Source organism: Streptomyces sp. NPDC002851, assembly GCF_053591935.1.
Map to the genome: position 1 here is coordinate 167,743 of NZ_JBSFUT010000006.1, position 14,619 is coordinate 182,361.

General features: G+C 71.1%; 15 protein-coding genes. 12 read left to right on the forward strand and 3 right to left on the reverse strand.

The genetic code is table 11. The features are described 5' to 3' along the window. The first annotated feature begins 107 nt into the window (after positions 1-107). Both ACWD10_RS09235 and ACWD10_RS09240 read left to right on the forward strand, forming a co-directional pair. The gene (locus ACWD10_RS09235) at positions 108-404 is read left to right on the forward strand and encodes a DUF4193 domain-containing protein (protein WP_451088624.1); all 297 of its coding nucleotides are present in this window, start codon (positions 108-110) and stop codon (positions 402-404) included. 13 nt (positions 405-417) lie between these two features. Continuing rightward, positions 418-1,299 (forward strand): hypothetical protein, encoded by an 882-nt coding sequence (locus ACWD10_RS09240; RefSeq protein WP_451088626.1) that lies wholly within the window; start codon positions 418-420, stop codon positions 1,297-1,299. A gap of 43 nt (positions 1,300-1,342) precedes the next feature. Here ACWD10_RS09240 and ACWD10_RS09245 read toward each other — a convergent pair whose 3' ends face one another. After that, positions 1,343-1,849, reverse strand: a complete 507-nt coding sequence (locus ACWD10_RS09245; RefSeq protein ID WP_451088628.1) for a DUF3093 domain-containing protein — start codon at positions 1,847-1,849, stop codon at positions 1,343-1,345. A 57-nt stretch (positions 1,850-1,906) separates the two neighbouring features. Between ACWD10_RS09245 and ACWD10_RS09250 the strand changes: the two genes are divergently transcribed. The 7 genes from ACWD10_RS09250 (at position 1,907) to ACWD10_RS09280 (ending at position 8,713) form a co-directional block, all read left to right on the forward strand. Then, a complete protein-coding gene (locus ACWD10_RS09250) occupies positions 1,907-2,491 on the forward strand; it encodes a PaaI family thioesterase (protein WP_451088630.1) in 585 nt (194 codons plus the stop codon). Further along, a complete protein-coding gene (gene dut, locus ACWD10_RS09255) occupies positions 2,488-3,015 on the forward strand; it encodes a dUTP diphosphatase (protein WP_451088632.1) in 528 nt (175 codons plus the stop codon). The genes ACWD10_RS09250 and dut overlap by 4 nt, the downstream gene beginning before the upstream one ends. A gap of 1 nt (position 3,016) precedes the next feature. Continuing rightward, entirely contained in the window at positions 3,017-3,817 is an 801-nt protein-coding gene (locus tag ACWD10_RS09260; RefSeq protein ID WP_451088634.1) for a DUF3710 domain-containing protein, read from the forward strand. 238 nt (positions 3,818-4,055) lie between these two features. Continuing rightward, entirely contained in the window at positions 4,056-6,599 is a 2,544-nt protein-coding gene (locus tag ACWD10_RS09265; RefSeq protein WP_451088638.1) for an ATP-binding protein, read from the forward strand. Positions 6,600-6,664: 65 nt separating this feature from the next. Then, the gene (locus ACWD10_RS09270) at positions 6,665-7,351 is read left to right on the forward strand and encodes a response regulator (protein WP_451088640.1); all 687 of its coding nucleotides are present in this window, start codon (positions 6,665-6,667) and stop codon (positions 7,349-7,351) included. A 114-nt stretch (positions 7,352-7,465) separates the two neighbouring features. Further along, positions 7,466-7,864, forward strand: coding sequence for an OB-fold nucleic acid binding domain-containing protein (locus ACWD10_RS09275; RefSeq protein WP_451088642.1), 399 nt, complete (start codon positions 7,466-7,468; stop codon positions 7,862-7,864). Between the two features lie 3 nt (positions 7,865-7,867). After that, positions 7,868-8,713: a DUF3159 domain-containing protein gene (locus ACWD10_RS09280; RefSeq protein WP_451088644.1), complete on the forward strand. Its 846-nt coding sequence runs from the start codon at positions 7,868-7,870 to the stop codon at positions 8,711-8,713. A gap of 73 nt (positions 8,714-8,786) precedes the next feature. Here ACWD10_RS09280 and ACWD10_RS09285 read toward each other — a convergent pair whose 3' ends face one another. After that, complete coding sequence (locus tag ACWD10_RS09285) at positions 8,787-9,464, reverse strand: potassium channel family protein (protein WP_451088646.1); 678 nt, start codon at positions 9,462-9,464, stop codon at positions 8,787-8,789. Next, on the reverse strand, positions 9,461-10,132 hold the full coding sequence (locus ACWD10_RS09290; RefSeq protein WP_451088648.1) for a potassium channel family protein: 672 nt from the start codon (positions 10,130-10,132) through the stop codon (positions 9,461-9,463). The genes ACWD10_RS09285 and ACWD10_RS09290 overlap by 4 nt, the downstream gene beginning before the upstream one ends. A gap of 232 nt (positions 10,133-10,364) precedes the next feature. Between ACWD10_RS09290 and ACWD10_RS09295 the strand changes: the two genes are divergently transcribed. The 3 genes from ACWD10_RS09295 to ACWD10_RS09305 all read left to right on the forward strand — a co-directional run bounded on the left by ACWD10_RS09295 (position 10,365) and on the right by ACWD10_RS09305 (position 14,600). Next, positions 10,365-12,434, forward strand: coding sequence for an APC family permease (locus ACWD10_RS09295; protein ID WP_451088650.1), 2,070 nt, complete (start codon positions 10,365-10,367; stop codon positions 12,432-12,434). 149 nt (positions 12,435-12,583) lie between these two features. Then, the gene (locus tag ACWD10_RS09300; RefSeq protein ID WP_451088651.1) at positions 12,584-13,915 is read left to right on the forward strand and encodes a class I SAM-dependent RNA methyltransferase; all 1,332 of its coding nucleotides are present in this window, start codon (positions 12,584-12,586) and stop codon (positions 13,913-13,915) included. Between the two features lie 148 nt (positions 13,916-14,063). Further along, positions 14,064-14,600: a (2Fe-2S)-binding protein gene (locus ACWD10_RS09305; protein ID WP_451088653.1), complete on the forward strand. Its 537-nt coding sequence runs from the start codon at positions 14,064-14,066 to the stop codon at positions 14,598-14,600. Positions 14,601-14,619 lie beyond the last annotated feature (19 nt).

Genomic DNA, 14,619 nt, shown 5'->3' on the forward strand with positions numbered 1-14,619 from the left:
AGACCTTGATGTGAGGCAAAATCTCCGCCTCGGGTCGGGCACAAGTCCGGCCTCTCACGCGTTACGTGCGCTGGAGACACCGCAGACACCCGGAGGGGGAGAGCGACATGGCAACGGATTACGACACCCCACGCAAGACCGATGACGATCTCAATGAGGACAGCATTGAGGAGCTGAAGGCCCGGCGGAATGACAAGTCGGCTTCGAACGTCGACGTCGACGAGTTCGAGGCCGCCGAAGGCCTGGAGCTGCCCGGCGCCGACCTCTCGAACGAGGAGCTGGCCGTCCGGGTCCTGCCCAAGCAGCAGGACGAGTTCACGTGCATGAGCTGCTTCCTGGTGCACCACCGCAGCCAGCTGGCCCGCGAGAAGAACGGCCAGCCGATCTGCCGCGACTGCGACTGAGGACGGGTCGGCCGTGACTGGCTCGACCCCGTCCCGGAAGCGCTTGTTCCGGAAGCGGCCCATGGACGGGGACCAACCCCCGCCCGTGGACGGCGGCCGGGTCGACGGCGTGCGTGAGGGCGAGCGAGGTCCCCGGGCCTCGCTCGAAGCAACAAGCTCTGTCGAAAGCACTGAAGGCGCCGCTGACGGCAGCGCGCTCCCGGCCAAGGCCGGGCGGCTCACTGCGGTCAAGGCGGGCGTACGCAAGGGCGGTCGCGGCGCGAAGGCCGGCCTCGGCCAGCTCGCCGACCGGATCATCGAGAACGCGCCGCGCATCCCCGTGCGGGACCTGGCCGCCCTGCGCAACCAATTCCCGGGCCTCGGGCCCGAGCAGATCGCCGACAAGCTGGTGGCGGGCGCACGGAACGCCACGTCGACGGTCGGCGCGGGCGTGGGCGCCGCCGCGATGCTGCCCGTACCGCCCGCGATGCCCGCGGAACTCGCCGCCGAGGTCGTCGGCGTCGCCGCGATCGAGCTGAAGCTCATCGCCGAGCTGCACGAGGTCTACGGCCTCCGCCCGCAGGGCAACCTCAAGGAGCGCACCACCGTCTACCTCACCTCCTGGACGGAGGAGCGCGGCATCGACGTGACGAAGCCGTCGACCCTGAACGCCGCGCTCGGCGGCCAGATGAAGCGCGAACTGCGCCAGCAGATCGTGAAGCGCACCATGCGGAACCTGCCGAACCTGATGCCCTTCCTCGTCGGCGCGGCCGTCGGGGCGTGGATGAACCGGCGGGACACCGGGAAGCTGGCCGCGAAGGTCCGGCGGGACCTGCGGAAGCAGCAGGTGCCGTGGGACACGCTGGCCGGGCTGCCGCGGCTTGAGCAGCCTGCTGAGCCGCTTGGGCTGGGCTGACGCTGGTTTCTTTCGCGCCAGCCGTACCTCTCAGTCGTACCTCTCAGTCGCCTTGGTCGCCGGACGGGCCGACAGCCAGCGCCGCCACCAACGCCTCCGGATGCCGCGTCGACAGGTACAGATACGGCGTCGGGTCCTCCGGGTCCGTGACGCGGACGCGCACGGCCGTCGGGATGTAGCTGCGCAGCAGCATGTGGGCGCGGGGGTCGGCCTTGTGGGTGCGCCAGGCGCGGGCCTCCGCCTCGTCCAGGACCTCCGCGTCGCCGAGCGCCGTCAACGGCAGCCGGGCCTCGCCCGCGATGAGGGAGCCCGCCACCACACGGATCCGGGCCGAGCCGTACGAGCTGACGCCCACCGCCGTGAGCGCCGCACCGCCGATCAGACCGCCCAGCATCGGCAGGGGGCCAAGGGGCAGCAGGATCAGTCCGCAGGCGATGCCCACCAGGGCCGTGACGACCCACCATGAGCGGGGTGCGGTCAGGCGCTCGTCGTACTGTTCAGCCGCTTTCGTGGCCTTGCCGTTCGCGGCATTCTCGGTGGGAGGCTGCATGCCCCAAGCTTGGCACGGTGCCCGCGCGCGGTGGTCGCGCAGGTAAGGTCTGCGCCTGTGAGTGGACGAACCCGATCGTTGACGCCCCCGGACGACGCCGTCGTTCCGGTCCGGCATCCCGACGCCCCGGCGCCCGGCGAGCTGCTCGGCGCGCACTACGAGCACTGTTTCGGCTGCGGCCACGGCCAGTCGCACGGGCTGCACCTGGCGGCGCGGGCCGGCGAAGGCGTCGCGCTCACCGCCGAGTTCACGGTGAAGCCGGAGCATCAGGGGGCGCCGGGCCTGGCCCACGGCGGGGTGCTCGCCACCGCGCTCGACGAGACCCTCGGCTCCCTGAACTGGCTGCTCCGGGCCATCGCGGTGACCGGACGCCTCGAGACCGACTTCGTACGCCCGGTGCCGGTCGGCACCGTGCTGCACCTGCAGGCCGAGGTCACGGCGGTCGCCGGGCGCAAGATCTACTCGACCGCCACCGGCCGGATCGGCGGGCCCGACGGGCCGGTCGCGGTGCGCGCCGACGCCCTCTTCATCGAGGTCAAGGTCGACCACTTCATCGACAACGGTCGCGAGGAGGAGATCCAGGCGGCCATGAGCGATCCGGACCAGCTCCGGCGTGCCCGTGCCTTCGAGGTGAACCCGTGACGCGTGAGCCTGTGGACGTCCGCATCCGGCGCGTGGACCCGGACGTACCGCTTCCGCACTATGCGCACCCCGGCGACGCGGGCGCCGATCTGCGTACCACCGAGGCCGCCGAGCTCGCCCCCGGGGAGCGCGTGGTGCTGCCCACCGGGGTGTCCATCGCGCTGCCGGAGGGGTACGCGGCCTTCGTGCACCCACGGTCCGGGCTCGCCGCCCGCTGCGGCGTCGCTCTCGTGAATGCCCCGGGGACGGTGGATGCCGGGTACCGTGGAGAGATCAAGGTGATCGTGGTGAACCTCGACCCGCGCGAAGTCGTGCGGTTCGAACGCTTCGACCGGATTGCCCAACTGGTCGTCCAGCAGGTCGAGAAGGTGCGCTTCCGCGAGGTCACGGAGCTTCCCGACTCGGCGCGGGCCGCGGGGGGCTTCGGGTCCACCGGCGGTCACGCGGCCGTGGCAGGCGGCTCGGGTGGGCAGCAGGGCGGGAATCGATACGCTTCGGTCGTAGCCGACCGGGAAGGACAGTGACGTGTTCGGACGTCGCAAGAAGAGGGACTCCGTCAACGGCGCGGACAGCGCGGCGGATGCGGCGAGCCAGGCCGAGCAGGTCGTCGAGGGCACGGACGCCCCAGAGGGTGACGAAGCCGGGGCGGACGCGACGGCCGGTGAGTCGGCGCGGGTCAGCCTGCCGCCGGCGCCACGGCCCGACGGCCCGTGGGACATCTCCGAGGTGCGCGAGCCCGGCGAGGGCCGGGTCGACCTGGGCGGCATTTTCGTCCCCGGGGTCGAGGGCATGGAGCTGCGCGTGGAGGTCGCCGGTGACGCGATCGTCGCGGCCACCGTCGTACTGAAGGAGAGCGCGATCCAGCTGCAGGCCTTCGCCGCCCCCAAGAAGGAGGGCATCTGGGGCGAGGTGCGTGCCGAGATCGCCTCCGGCATCACCCAGCAGGGCGGCGTCATCGACGAGGTCGAGGGCCCCCTCGGCTGGGAGCTGCGCGCCCAGGTTCCGGTGCAGCTGCCGGACGGCACCGGCGGCGTGCAGGTCGTCCGGTTCGTCGGCGTGGACGGGCCGCGCTGGTTCCTGCGCGGCGTCATCTCCGGCCAGGGCGCGGTGCAGCCGGAGGCCGCGGGGCTGCTCGAGCAGATCTTCCTGGACACCGTGGTGGTGCGTGGCGAGGCCCCGATGGCGCCGCGCGACCCGATCGTGCTCAAGCTTCCCGAGGACGCCCAGATGGTGGCCGAGGGCTCCCAGGAGAGCGAGGAGGGCTCCCGCTTCGCCGGCGGCATGGCCCGGCTCGCCCGCGGACCCGAGATCACCGAGGTGCGCTGAGCGCCTCGTCCCCGCCTTCGTCGAGAGGTCTACGGGAGGGCCGCACCCCGCGCTGTAGGGTGCGGCCCTTCCGCGTACGCGGGCAGCCCCCGCCGTGGCCGTGGCCGTGGCCCATCAGAATCGCGTCAAAGGCGCCGGGAGAGGCCCCCCTCGTCCGTTATGCCGGAAATCCTGGCCGTAAGGTCCTACGCAGGTGCACGGCGAGTCTGCCGGGCGGCTGACGGAAGATACTGGGGCCATGGGACGCGGCAAACTACGCATTTACCTCGGGGCGGCACCGGGCGTGGGCAAGACCTACGCCATGCTCGCCGAGGCGCACCGCCGTGTGGAGCGGGGCACCGACTGCGTGGTCGGCTTCGTGGAGCCACACGGCCGCCCCCGTACCGAAGTGCTCCTGCACGGCCTGGAACAGGTGCCGCGCAAGCAGCTGGAGTACCGCGGCGCCGTCTTCTCCGAGATGGACGTCGACGCGGTGCTCGCCCGCCGCCCGGCCGTGGCCCTGGTCGACGAGCTGGCGCACACCAGCGTGCCCGGCTCGCGCAACGGCAAGCGCTGGCAGGACGTCGAGGAGCTGCTCGCCGCCGGGATCGACGTCATCTCGACCGTCAACATCCAGCACCTGGAGTCCCTCGGCGACGTCGTCGAGTCGATAACGGGCGTACGGCAGCGGGAGACCGTACCGGACGAGGTGGTGCGCCGCGCCGACCAGATCGAGCTGGTCGACATGTCGCCCCAGGCGCTGCGGCGCCGGATGGCGCACGGCAACATCTACCAGGCCGACAAGGTCGACGCGGCCCTGTCGAACTACTTCCGGCCCGGCAACCTCACCGCGCTGCGCGAGCTCGCGCTGCTGTGGACCGCCGACCGGGTCGACGCGTATCTCCAGCAGTACCGGGGCGAGCACAACATCCGCTCCACCTGGCAGGCCCGCGAGCGGATCGTCATCGGCCTCACCGGCGGGCCCGAGGGCCGCACCCTGATCCGCCGCGCCGCCCGGATGGCCACCAAGGGCTCCGGCAGCGAGCTCCTCGCCGTGTACATCTCCCGCAGCGACGGCCTGACCTCCGCGTCCCCGAAGGAGCTGGCCGTCCAGCGCACCCTCGTCGAGGACCTGGGCGGCACCTTCCACCACGTCGTCGGCGACGACATACCGGCGGCGCTGCTCGAGTTCGCGCGCGGCGTGAACGCCACGCAGATCGTCCTCGGCGTCTCCCGGCGCAGACCCTGGCAGTACATCTTCGGACCCGGCGTCAGCGCCACAGTGGCCCGCGAGTCGGGGCCCGACCTCGATGTGCACCTGGTGACCCACTCGGCGATGGGCAAGGGCCGCGGCCTGCCGGTGGCGCGCGGCGCCCGGCTCGGGACGTCCCGGATGGTGTGGGGCTGGCTCACCGGCCTGGCCGGACCGGCCCTGATGACGTTCCTGCTCACCCACATCGACACCGACCTCGGTCTCGCCAACGACATGCTGCTGTTCCTGGCGCTCACCGTGGCGTCGGCCCTGCTCGGCGGCCTGCGGCCGGCGCTCGCCTCGGCGGCCGTCGGGTCGCTGCTCCTGAACTACTTCTTCACACCGCCGTACCACCTGTGGGGGATCGCCGACTCCCGGAACATCGTCGCGATCGTGGTGTTCGTGGGCGTCGCGGTGGCGGTCGCCTCGGTGGTCGACCTCGCGGCCCGGCGCACCCACCAGGCGGCCCGATTGCGCGCCGAGTCGGAGATCCTCTCGTTCCTCGCGGGCAGCGTGCTGCGCGGCGAGACGACTCTGGACGCCGTCCTCGAACGGGTCCGGGAGACCTTCAACATGGAGTCCGTGGCGCTCCTTGAACGCTCCAGCGACGTCGAGCCGTGGACCCGCACCGCCAGCGTCGGACCCACGCCCCTCGGCCGCCCCGAGGACGCCGATGTGGAGATGCCCGTGGGCGACCACATGGCCCTGGCCCTCTCCGGCCGTGTGCTGCCCGCCGAGGACCGCCGCGTGCTCGGGGCGTTCGCCGCGCACGCCGCCGTCGTCCTCGACCGCCAGCGGCTGCGCAGCGAGGCCGAGCAGGCCCGCGCCCTGGCCGAGGGCAACCGCATCCGGACCGCGCTGCTCGCCGCCGTCAGCCACGACCTGCGCACCCCGCTCGCCGCGATCAAGGCGTCCGTCAGCTCGCTCCGCTCCGAGGACGTCGAGTGGTCCGAGGCCGACCAGGCCGAACTCCTCGAGGGCATCGAGGACGGCGCCGACCGCCTGGACCACCTGGTCGGCAATCTGCTCGACATGTCACGCCTGCAGACCGGCACCGTGATGCCACTGATCCGCGGCATCGACCTCGACGAAGTGGTGCCGATGGCGCTCGGCGGCGTGCCCGAGGGCAGCGTCGAACTCGACATCCCCGAGACGCTGCCGATGGTCGAGGTCGACAAGGGGCTGCTGGAGCGGGCCGTCGCCAACATCGTGGAGAACGCCGTCAAGTACAGTCCCGACGGCGTCCCCGTCACGGTGCACGCGAGCGCGCTCGGCAACCGGGTCGAACTGCGGGTCGTGGACCGCGGACCCGGCGTCCCGGACGAGGCGAAGGACCGTATCTTCGCGCCCTTCCAGCGGTACGGCGACGCTCCGCGCGGGGCGGGCGTCGGGCTCGGCCTCGCGGTCGCCAGGGGCTTCGTCGAGGCGATGGGCGGCACCCTGGCCGCCGAGGACACCCCCGGCGGCGGCCTCACCATGATCCTCGTACTGCGGGCCGCAGGAGACCAGGACCGGCCCGCACCGGACCTCCCCGCCCAGGTCACCTCGTGACCGCGACCCATCCGGCCCCGGCGGCAGCCGCCGCGCGGGCCGGCTCAGCAGAAAGGCAGCCCAACATGACCCGGGTGCTCGTGGTCGACGACGAGCCGCAGATCGTACGCGCCCTCGTGATCAACCTGAAGGCGCGCAAGTACGAGGTGGACGCGGCCTCCGACGGCGCCTCCGCCCTCCAGCTCACCGCCGCGCGCCACCCCGACGTGATCGTGCTCGACCTGGGGCTGCCCGACATGGACGGCGTCGACGTCATCAAGGGCATCCGCGGCTGGACCCGGGTGCCGATCCTGGTGCTCTCCGCCCGGCACAGCTCGGACGAGAAGGTCGAGGCCCTGGACGCGGGCGCGGACGACTACGTCACCAAGCCCTTCGGCATGGACGAGCTGCTCGCCCGGCTGCGCGCCGCCGTCCGCCGCGCCGAACCGGTCGGGGACGGCGAGGAGGACGAGGTCGTCGTCGACACCGGCGACTTCACCGTGGACCTGGCCGCCAAGAAGGTCCACCGCGACGGGCGCGACGTACGGCTGACCCCCACGGAGTGGCACCTGCTCGAAGTGCTCGTACGCAATACGGGACGCCTCGTCTCCCAGAGACAGCTGCTCCAGGAGGTCTGGGGGCCGTCGTACGGGACGGAGACCAACTATCTGCGGGTCTACATGGCCCAGCTGCGCCGGAAGCTGGAGGGCGACCCCTCGCACCCGCGGCACTTCATCACGGAGCCGGGGATGGGGTACCGCTTCGAGCGGTGAGGGCGGCGCGTTCGAGCGGTGCGTCCAGCGGCGAAGTGCGTGGTGAAGTGCGCGGTGATGCGGGCGGAGACACTGGCCACGGACGGTGTCGGTGGTCCCCGGTACGCTTCCTGTATGAGTGAGGTTCCTCGTTCCGAAAAGCCGGTGGGCCGGTTCAAGCGGCTCCTCGGCCGGCTGTCCTCGACCCAGGAGGAGCTGGAGTCCGAGGAGCTCCGTGAGGACGCCGCGACAGCCGGATGTACCCGCATCGGGGACTGCCAGGATCGAGAGATAGTCACGGTTACTGGTACCTTGCGCACGGTCACTCTGCGCCCACGCGCGGGCGTCCCGGCCCTGGAGGCCGAGCTGTTCGACGGCAGTGCCGCCCTTGACGTGGTGTGGCTCGGCCGGCGCTCCATCGTGGGGATAGAACCGGGGCGCAAGCTGATCGCATCGGGCCGGATCTCGCTGAGCCGGGGACGCCGGGTGCTGTTCAACCCCAAGTACGAACTCAGACCGCTCGGACGGGAGTAGCCGGTGACGTCTGCCGACAAGCCGACCGACCACCACACCGCGCCCGGTCAGGCCGAGGGGCCCGACGCCGGTGTGAAGACCGTGACGGAGGCCGCGCTCTTCGAGGCGTTCGGCGGACTGCGGGGCATGGTGGAGACCGTTCTCCCCGGCCTCCTGTTCGTGACGATCTACACGATCAACAAGGACCTGCACCTCTCCGCGCTCGCCGCGCTCGGGGTGGCCCTGGTGTGCGTCGTCGTCCGCCTGATCATGCGGGACACCGTCAAGCACGCCTTCAGCGGCGTCTTCGGCGTGGCCTTCGGTGTGGTCTTCGCGATGATGACCGGCAACGCCAAGGACTTCTATCTGCCGGGCATGCTCTACACGTTGGGGCTCGCCATCGCCTACATCGTGACCACGCTGGCCGGGGTGCCGCTGATCGGGCTGATCCTCGGGCCGGTGTTCAAGGAGAACCTGTCCTGGCGCACCCGTAACCCCGGCCGCAAGAAGGCCTATGCCAAGGCCAGTTGGGCCTGGGGCCTGATCCTGCTCGCCAAGTGCGCGATCCTCTTCCCGCTCTACTTGTGGGCGGACACCACGCAGCTCGGGTGGGTCCTCGTCGCCCTGAAGATTCCGCCGTTCCTGCTCGCGGTCTGGCTGACCTGGATCTTCCTCGCGAAGGCACCGGCGCCGATCGATGTGTTCGCGGAGATGGAGGCGGCGGAGGCCGCCGAAAAGGCGGCAAAGGCCGAGCGGACGCGGGCGGCTGAGACGGAGGCGCAGTTCTCCGAGGCGATGCAGCCGGTCGTCGACGAGACGCTGCAGCGGCTTGCCGAAGGGGAGACGGGAGCTCGGCACCGCAAGCCCTGAGGCGGCGCTCGGCCAGCCCTAGGTGCCCCCGAGCCGGGGCACCCCAGGTCGTCCGTTGCGCACTCGGCGACGCTCAGCCCGCCGCTTCCTCCCGGCGCACCGACAGGAGTTCCTCAAGCTGCTCCTCGCGGGCCTGCGCGGCCACGAAGAGGAGTTCGTCGCCCGCCTCGAGGGAGTCCTCGACCGTGGGGGAGAGGACCCGGGTGCCGCGGATGATGGTGACCAGCGAGGTGTCCGCGGGCCACTCGATGTCCCCGATCCTGGTGCCCGCGAGCGCCGACTCGGGCGGCAGCGTCAGCTCCACCAGGTTCGCGTCGCCGTGGCTGAAGCGGAGCAGCCGGACCAGGTCGCCGACGCTGACCGCCTCCTCGACCAGGGCCGACATCAGGCGCGGCGTGGAGACCGCGACATCGACGCCCCAGGACTCGTTGAACAGCCACTCGTTCTTGGGGTTGTTGACACGGGCGACGACACGCGGGACGCCGTACTCCGTCTTCGCGAGCAGCGAGACGACCAGGTTCACCTTGTCGTCGCCCGTCGCGGCGATCACGACATTGCAGCGCTGCAGCGCCGCCTCGTCCAGGGACGTGATCTCGCAGGCGTCGGCGAGCAGCCACTCCGCCTGCGGCACCCGCTCCACCGAGATGGCGGTCGGGGCCTTGTCGATCAGGAGCACCTCGTGCCCGTTCTCCAGGAGCTCCCCGGCGATGGACCGGCCCACCGCGCCCGCTCCGGCAATGGCGACCCTCATCGGTGACCGCCCTCCTCAGGACCTTCGGCGAACGCCGCCTCGACCTTCTCGATCTCGTCGGTGCGCATCATCACGTGCACCAGGTCGCCCTCCTGGAGCACCGTCTGCGAGGTCGGCAGGATCGCCTCGCCCAGGCGGGTGAGGAAGGCGACGCGGACGCCGGTCTCCTCCTGGAGCCTGCTGATCTTGTGCCCGATCCAGGCGCTGTCCGTGTGCACCTCCGCGAGCTGCACCCCGCCGCTCGGGTCCCGCCACAGCGGCTCCGCGCCCGAGGGCAGCAGCCGGCGCAGCATCTGGTCGGCGGTCCAGCGGACCGTGGCCACGGTCGGGATGCCCAGGCGCTGGTAGACCTCGGCGCGGCGCGGGTCGTAGATCCGGGCCGCGACGTTCTCGATGCCGAACATCTCGCGGGCCACCCGGGCGGCGATGATGTTCGAGTTGTCGCCGCTGCTGACCGCCGCGAAGGCGCCGGCCTCCTCGATGCCCGCTTCCCGCAGGGTGTCCTGGTCGAAGCCGATTCCGGTGACGCGGCGCCCGCCGAAGCCGGCGCCCAGGCGGCGGAAGGCGGTGGGGTCCCGGTCGACCACGGCGACCGTATGCCCCTGCTGCTCCAGGGCCTGCGCGAGTGCGGCACCCACGCGTCCGCAGCCCATGATGACGATGTGCACGACCGTCCTTCCGGCTTCAAGCGTTCTGATACGTGACTACGTCGGCCGATACGGGTCCGGCGCGGGATGTGGCGTCGCGTCCGCTCGGCCCTCACAGGGTCTCAGACCGCCGCCCAAGCTACACACGCGCGGTCGGCCGACGGGACCCCCGTGCGGCGGCCGGTGCGACGGGCTCGATCCGGTTCGTGGTGTGGCTTCGGTGCACCTTCGAGTGAACCCTTACGATCCTCGGGTGTCCAAACTGACCGACCTGCCCAAACGCATTCTCATCGGGCGCGCACTGCGCAGCGACCGGTTGGCGGAAACGCTCCTGCCCAAGCGCATCGCGCTCCCCGTGTTCGCCTCCGACCCGCTGTCGTCGGTGGCGTACGCGCCGGGAGAGGTGCTCCTCGTCCTCTCCCTCGCGGGTGTGTCGGCGTACACCATGAGCCCCTGGATCGCGGCCGCGGTCGTGGTGCTGATGTTTACGGTCGTCGCGTCGTACCGGCAGAACGTGCACGCGTATCCGAGCGGCGGCGGCGACTACGAGGTCGCGGGCACCAACCTCGGCCCGAAGGCCGGACTCACCGTGGCGAGCGCGCTGCTCGTCGACTACGTCCTGACCGTGGCCGTGTCCATTTCCTCCGGCGTGGAGAACCTGGGTTCGGCGATCCCCTTCGTCGTGGAGCACAAGACGTTCTCCGCGATCGCCGTCATCGTGCTGCTCACGCTGATGAACCTGCGCGGAGTCAAGGAGTCCGGGCGGCTCTTCGCCATACCGACGTACGTTTTCGTCTCCGGTGTCTTCCTGCTGATCGCCTGGGGCACCTACCGCAGCATGATCCTCGGCGACTCCATGAAGGCGCCCACCGCCGATCTGCATATCGAGCCGGAGCACCAGGGCATCGCCGGATTCGCGCTCGTCTTCCTGCTGCTTCGGGCCTTCTCCTCCGGCTGTGCCGCGCTCACCGGCGTCGAGGCGATCAGCAATGGCGTGCCCGCCTTCCGCAAGCCGAAGAGCAAGAACGCCGCGACGACGCTCGCCCTGATGGGCGGCATCGCGGTCACCATGTTCTGCGGCGTCATCGCGCTCGCCCTCGCCACTGACGTACGGATGGCCGAGAACCCCGCGAAGGACCTGATCCGGGACGGCGAGCCGGTCGGCTCCGGCTATGTCCAGGATCCGGTGATCTCGCAGGTCGCGGCGGCGGTCTTCGGGCAGGGCACCTTCTTCTTCGTGCTGCTCGCGGCGGCTACGGCGCTCGTACTCTTCCTCGCCGCCAACACCGCGTACAACGGCTTTCCGCTGCTCGGCTCGATCCTCGCGCAGGACCGCTATCTGCCGCGCCAGCTGCACACCCGCGGCGACCGGCTCACGTTCTCCAACGGCATCGTGCTGCTCGCGGGCGCCGCGATCCTGCTCGTGTGGATCTACGAGGCCGACACGACACGCTTGATCCAGCTCTACATCGTCGGCGTCTTCGTCTCGTTCACGCTCAGCCAGACCGGCATGGTGCGGCACTGGAACCGTCACCTGCGCACCGAGAAGGACCCGGCCAAGCGCCGCAAGATGATGCGCTCGCGGGCCATCAACACCTTCGGCGCCTTCTTCACCGGGCTCGTGCTCGTGGTCGTCTTCGTCACCAAGTTCACGCACGGCGCCTGGGTGGCGCTGCTCGGCATGGTGATCTTCTACGTCACGATGAGTGCGATCCGCCGCCACTACGACCGGGTGGCCGAGGAGATCGCCGCCCCCGAGGGCCCCTCGGACGACACCGCCCGGCCGTCCCGGGTGCACTCCATCGTCCTGGTCTCCAAGCTGCACCGGCCGACGCTGCGCGCCCTCGCGTACGCCAAGCTGATGCGCTCGGACCGTCTGGAGGCGCTCAGCATCAATGTCGACCCGGACGAGACCCAGGCTCTGCGCGAGGACTGGGACCGGCGGAACATCACCGTCCCGCTGAAGGTCCTCGACTCCCCGTACCGGGAGATCACCCGCCCCGTCGTCGAGTACGTGAAGAGCCTGCGGCGCGAGTCGCCGCGGGACGCGGTCAGCGTGATCATTCCGGAGTACGTGGTCGGCCACTGGTACGAGCAGCTGCTGCACAACCAGAGCGCCCTGCGCCTCAAGGGGCGGCTGCTCTTCACGCCGGGCGTGATGGTGACGTCGGTGCCGTACCAGCTGCGGTCCTCCGAGATCGCGAAGAAGCGCGCGGGCAAGCGCGCCGAGTGGAGCGCCCCGGGTTCGGTGCGGCGGGGCCTGGTCGAGGGCGGTCACGGCAGGAAGCAGAAGGCGGGGGCGGCGGGCGACAGCAAGAGCTGAGGCGCCGGGCCGGGCCGGGACACGGGTCCGGCGCGCGGGGTGTCCGTCCCCGCGGGCGGCGGGCGGCGGGCGGCGGGCGGTTCGGGCGCACGTAGACTGGTGGGCTGTTGTCCGGCCCGTCACCCTTGATCGCTTGGAGCCATCCCGCCATGCAGGCAGAACCGAAGAACTCGCTGGTCGGGGTGGAGTACGAGGTCGAGGTCGGCCCCGTCGCCCACGGCGGCCACTGCATCGCCCGTACGTCCGAGGGCCGCGTCCTCTTCGTACGTCACACGCTGCCCGGTGAGCGGGTCGTCGCGCGCGTGACGGAGGGCGAGGAGGACTCCCGGTTCCTGCGCGCCGACGCGGTGGAGATTCTGGAGCCCGCCAAGGACCGGATCGAGGCGCCCTGCCCGTTCGCCGGGCCGGGGCGCTGCGGCGGCTGCGACTGGCAGCACGTCAAGCCGGGCGCCCAGCGCCGCCTCAAGGGCGAGGTGCTCGCCGAGCAGTTGCAGCGGCTCGCGGGGCTGACCCCCGAGGAGGCCGGCTGGGACGGCACGGTCATGCCGGCCGAGGGCGACAAGCTGCCCGCGGGCGAGGTGCCCGCCTGGCGCACCCGCGTGCAGTACGCGGTCGACCCGGAGACGGGGCAGGCCGGTCTGCGCCGCCACCGCTCGCACGAGGTGGAACCGATCGACCACTGCCTGATCGCGGCCCCCGGGGTCTCCGAACTCGGCATCGAGCGGCGCGAGTGGCCCGGCATGGCGTCCATCGAGGCGATCGCGGCGACGGGCTCCCAGGACCGCCAGGTCATCCTCACGCCTCGCCCCGGCGAGCGCCTGCCGATCGTCGAACTCGACCGCCCGGTCTCGGTGTTGCGGGTGGAGGAGAAGGACGGCGGCGTGCACCGGGTCCACGGCCGCCCCTTCGTCCGCGAGCGCGCCGACGGCCGTACGTACCGCGTCGGCAACGGCGGCTTCTGGCAGGTCCACCCGAAGGCCGCGGACACCCTGGTCACGGCGGTCATGCAGGGCCTGCTGCCGCGCAAGGGTGACATGGCGCTCGACCTGTACTGCGGCGTCGGCCTGTTCGCGGGCGCCCTCGCGGACCGGATCGGCGAGCAGGGCGCGGTCCTCGGCATCGAGTCCGGCAAGCGCGCGGTCGAGGACGCCCGGCACAACCTGCGGGACTTCGACCGGGTCCGCATCGAACAGGGCAAGGTCGAGTCCGTCCTGCCCCGCACCGGCATCACCGACGTCGACCTGATCGTCCTCGACCCGCCCCGCGCGGGCGCGGGCCGCCAGACGGTGCAGCACCTGACGGAACTGGGCGCCCGCCGCATCGCCTACGTGGCCTGCGATCCGGCAGCCCTCGCACGGGACTTGGGCTACTTCCGGGACGGGGGGTACCGGGTGCGGACGCTGCGGGCGTTCGATCTTTTCCCGATGACGCATCATTTGGAGTGCGTGGCGATTCTGGAGCCGGCCGAGAAGGGGCGCTGACCTGCGGTTCCCGCGGATGCCGGGGCTGTTCCCTGACGTCCCCTGATGTTCCCCCTGTTGTTCCCCCGAGTGGCGCGACGTGGGTCTCGGCTGGCGAGGGGCCCGGTCCTGCAACACGATGAAGGGACACGGGCTAGGAGGTCGACCGGTGTCCGCTTCGCATGTTCCCCATGTTCCCTCCCACGTGGCCGAGGCCGCCGTTCTCTTTGAGCGGGGTCCCGGCCCGGTTGATGTCACGTTGTCGGTCAACGGCGTCGAGCACGTCTGCGCCATCGAGCCACGGGTGAGTCTGCTCGACGCACTGCGTGAGCGCCTGCATCTGACGGGCGCGAAGAAGGGCTGTGATCAGGGCACCTGTGGTGCCTGCACGGTGTGGGTGGACGACCGCCGGGTCCTGGCGTGTCTCACCCTCGCCATCTCCTGCGAGGGACGCGAGATCACCACCATCGAGGGCCTCGCCGAGGGCGACGAACTCGACGCGATGCAGGCCGCGTTCGTCGAGCAGGACGCCTTCCAGTGCGGCTACTGCACACCCGGCCAGATCATGTCGGCCGCGGCGCTCCTGAAGGAAGGCCACGCTCGTGATGATGCCGAGATCCGCGAAGGGATGAGCGGCAACATCTGCCGGTGTGCCGCCTACCCGAACATCCGCGCCGCGATCTGTGCCGTGCGTGACCAGTCCTAGGGAAACAGGGAGAACCCTC

Excerpts from the sequence above, each read along its gene's own strand:
- ACWD10_RS09235 (WP_451088624.1), top strand. The coding sequence starts at position 108 with ATGGCAACGGATTACGACACCCCACGCAAGACCGATGACGATCTCAAT.
- ACWD10_RS09245 (WP_451088628.1), bottom strand. The coding sequence starts at position 1,849 with ATGCAGCCTCCCACCGAGAATGCCGCGAACGGCAAGGCCACGAAAGCG.
- ACWD10_RS09265 (WP_451088638.1), top strand. The coding sequence starts at position 4,056 with ATGGGACGCGGCAAACTACGCATTTACCTCGGGGCGGCACCGGGCGTG.
- ACWD10_RS09270 (WP_451088640.1), top strand. The coding sequence starts at position 6,665 with ATGACCCGGGTGCTCGTGGTCGACGACGAGCCGCAGATCGTACGCGCC.
- ACWD10_RS09275 (WP_451088642.1), top strand. The coding sequence starts at position 7,466 with ATGAGTGAGGTTCCTCGTTCCGAAAAGCCGGTGGGCCGGTTCAAGCGG.
- ACWD10_RS09285 (WP_451088646.1), bottom strand. The coding sequence starts at position 9,464 with ATGAGGGTCGCCATTGCCGGAGCGGGCGCGGTGGGCCGGTCCATCGCC.
- ACWD10_RS09300 (WP_451088651.1), top strand. The coding sequence starts at position 12,584 with ATGCAGGCAGAACCGAAGAACTCGCTGGTCGGGGTGGAGTACGAGGTC.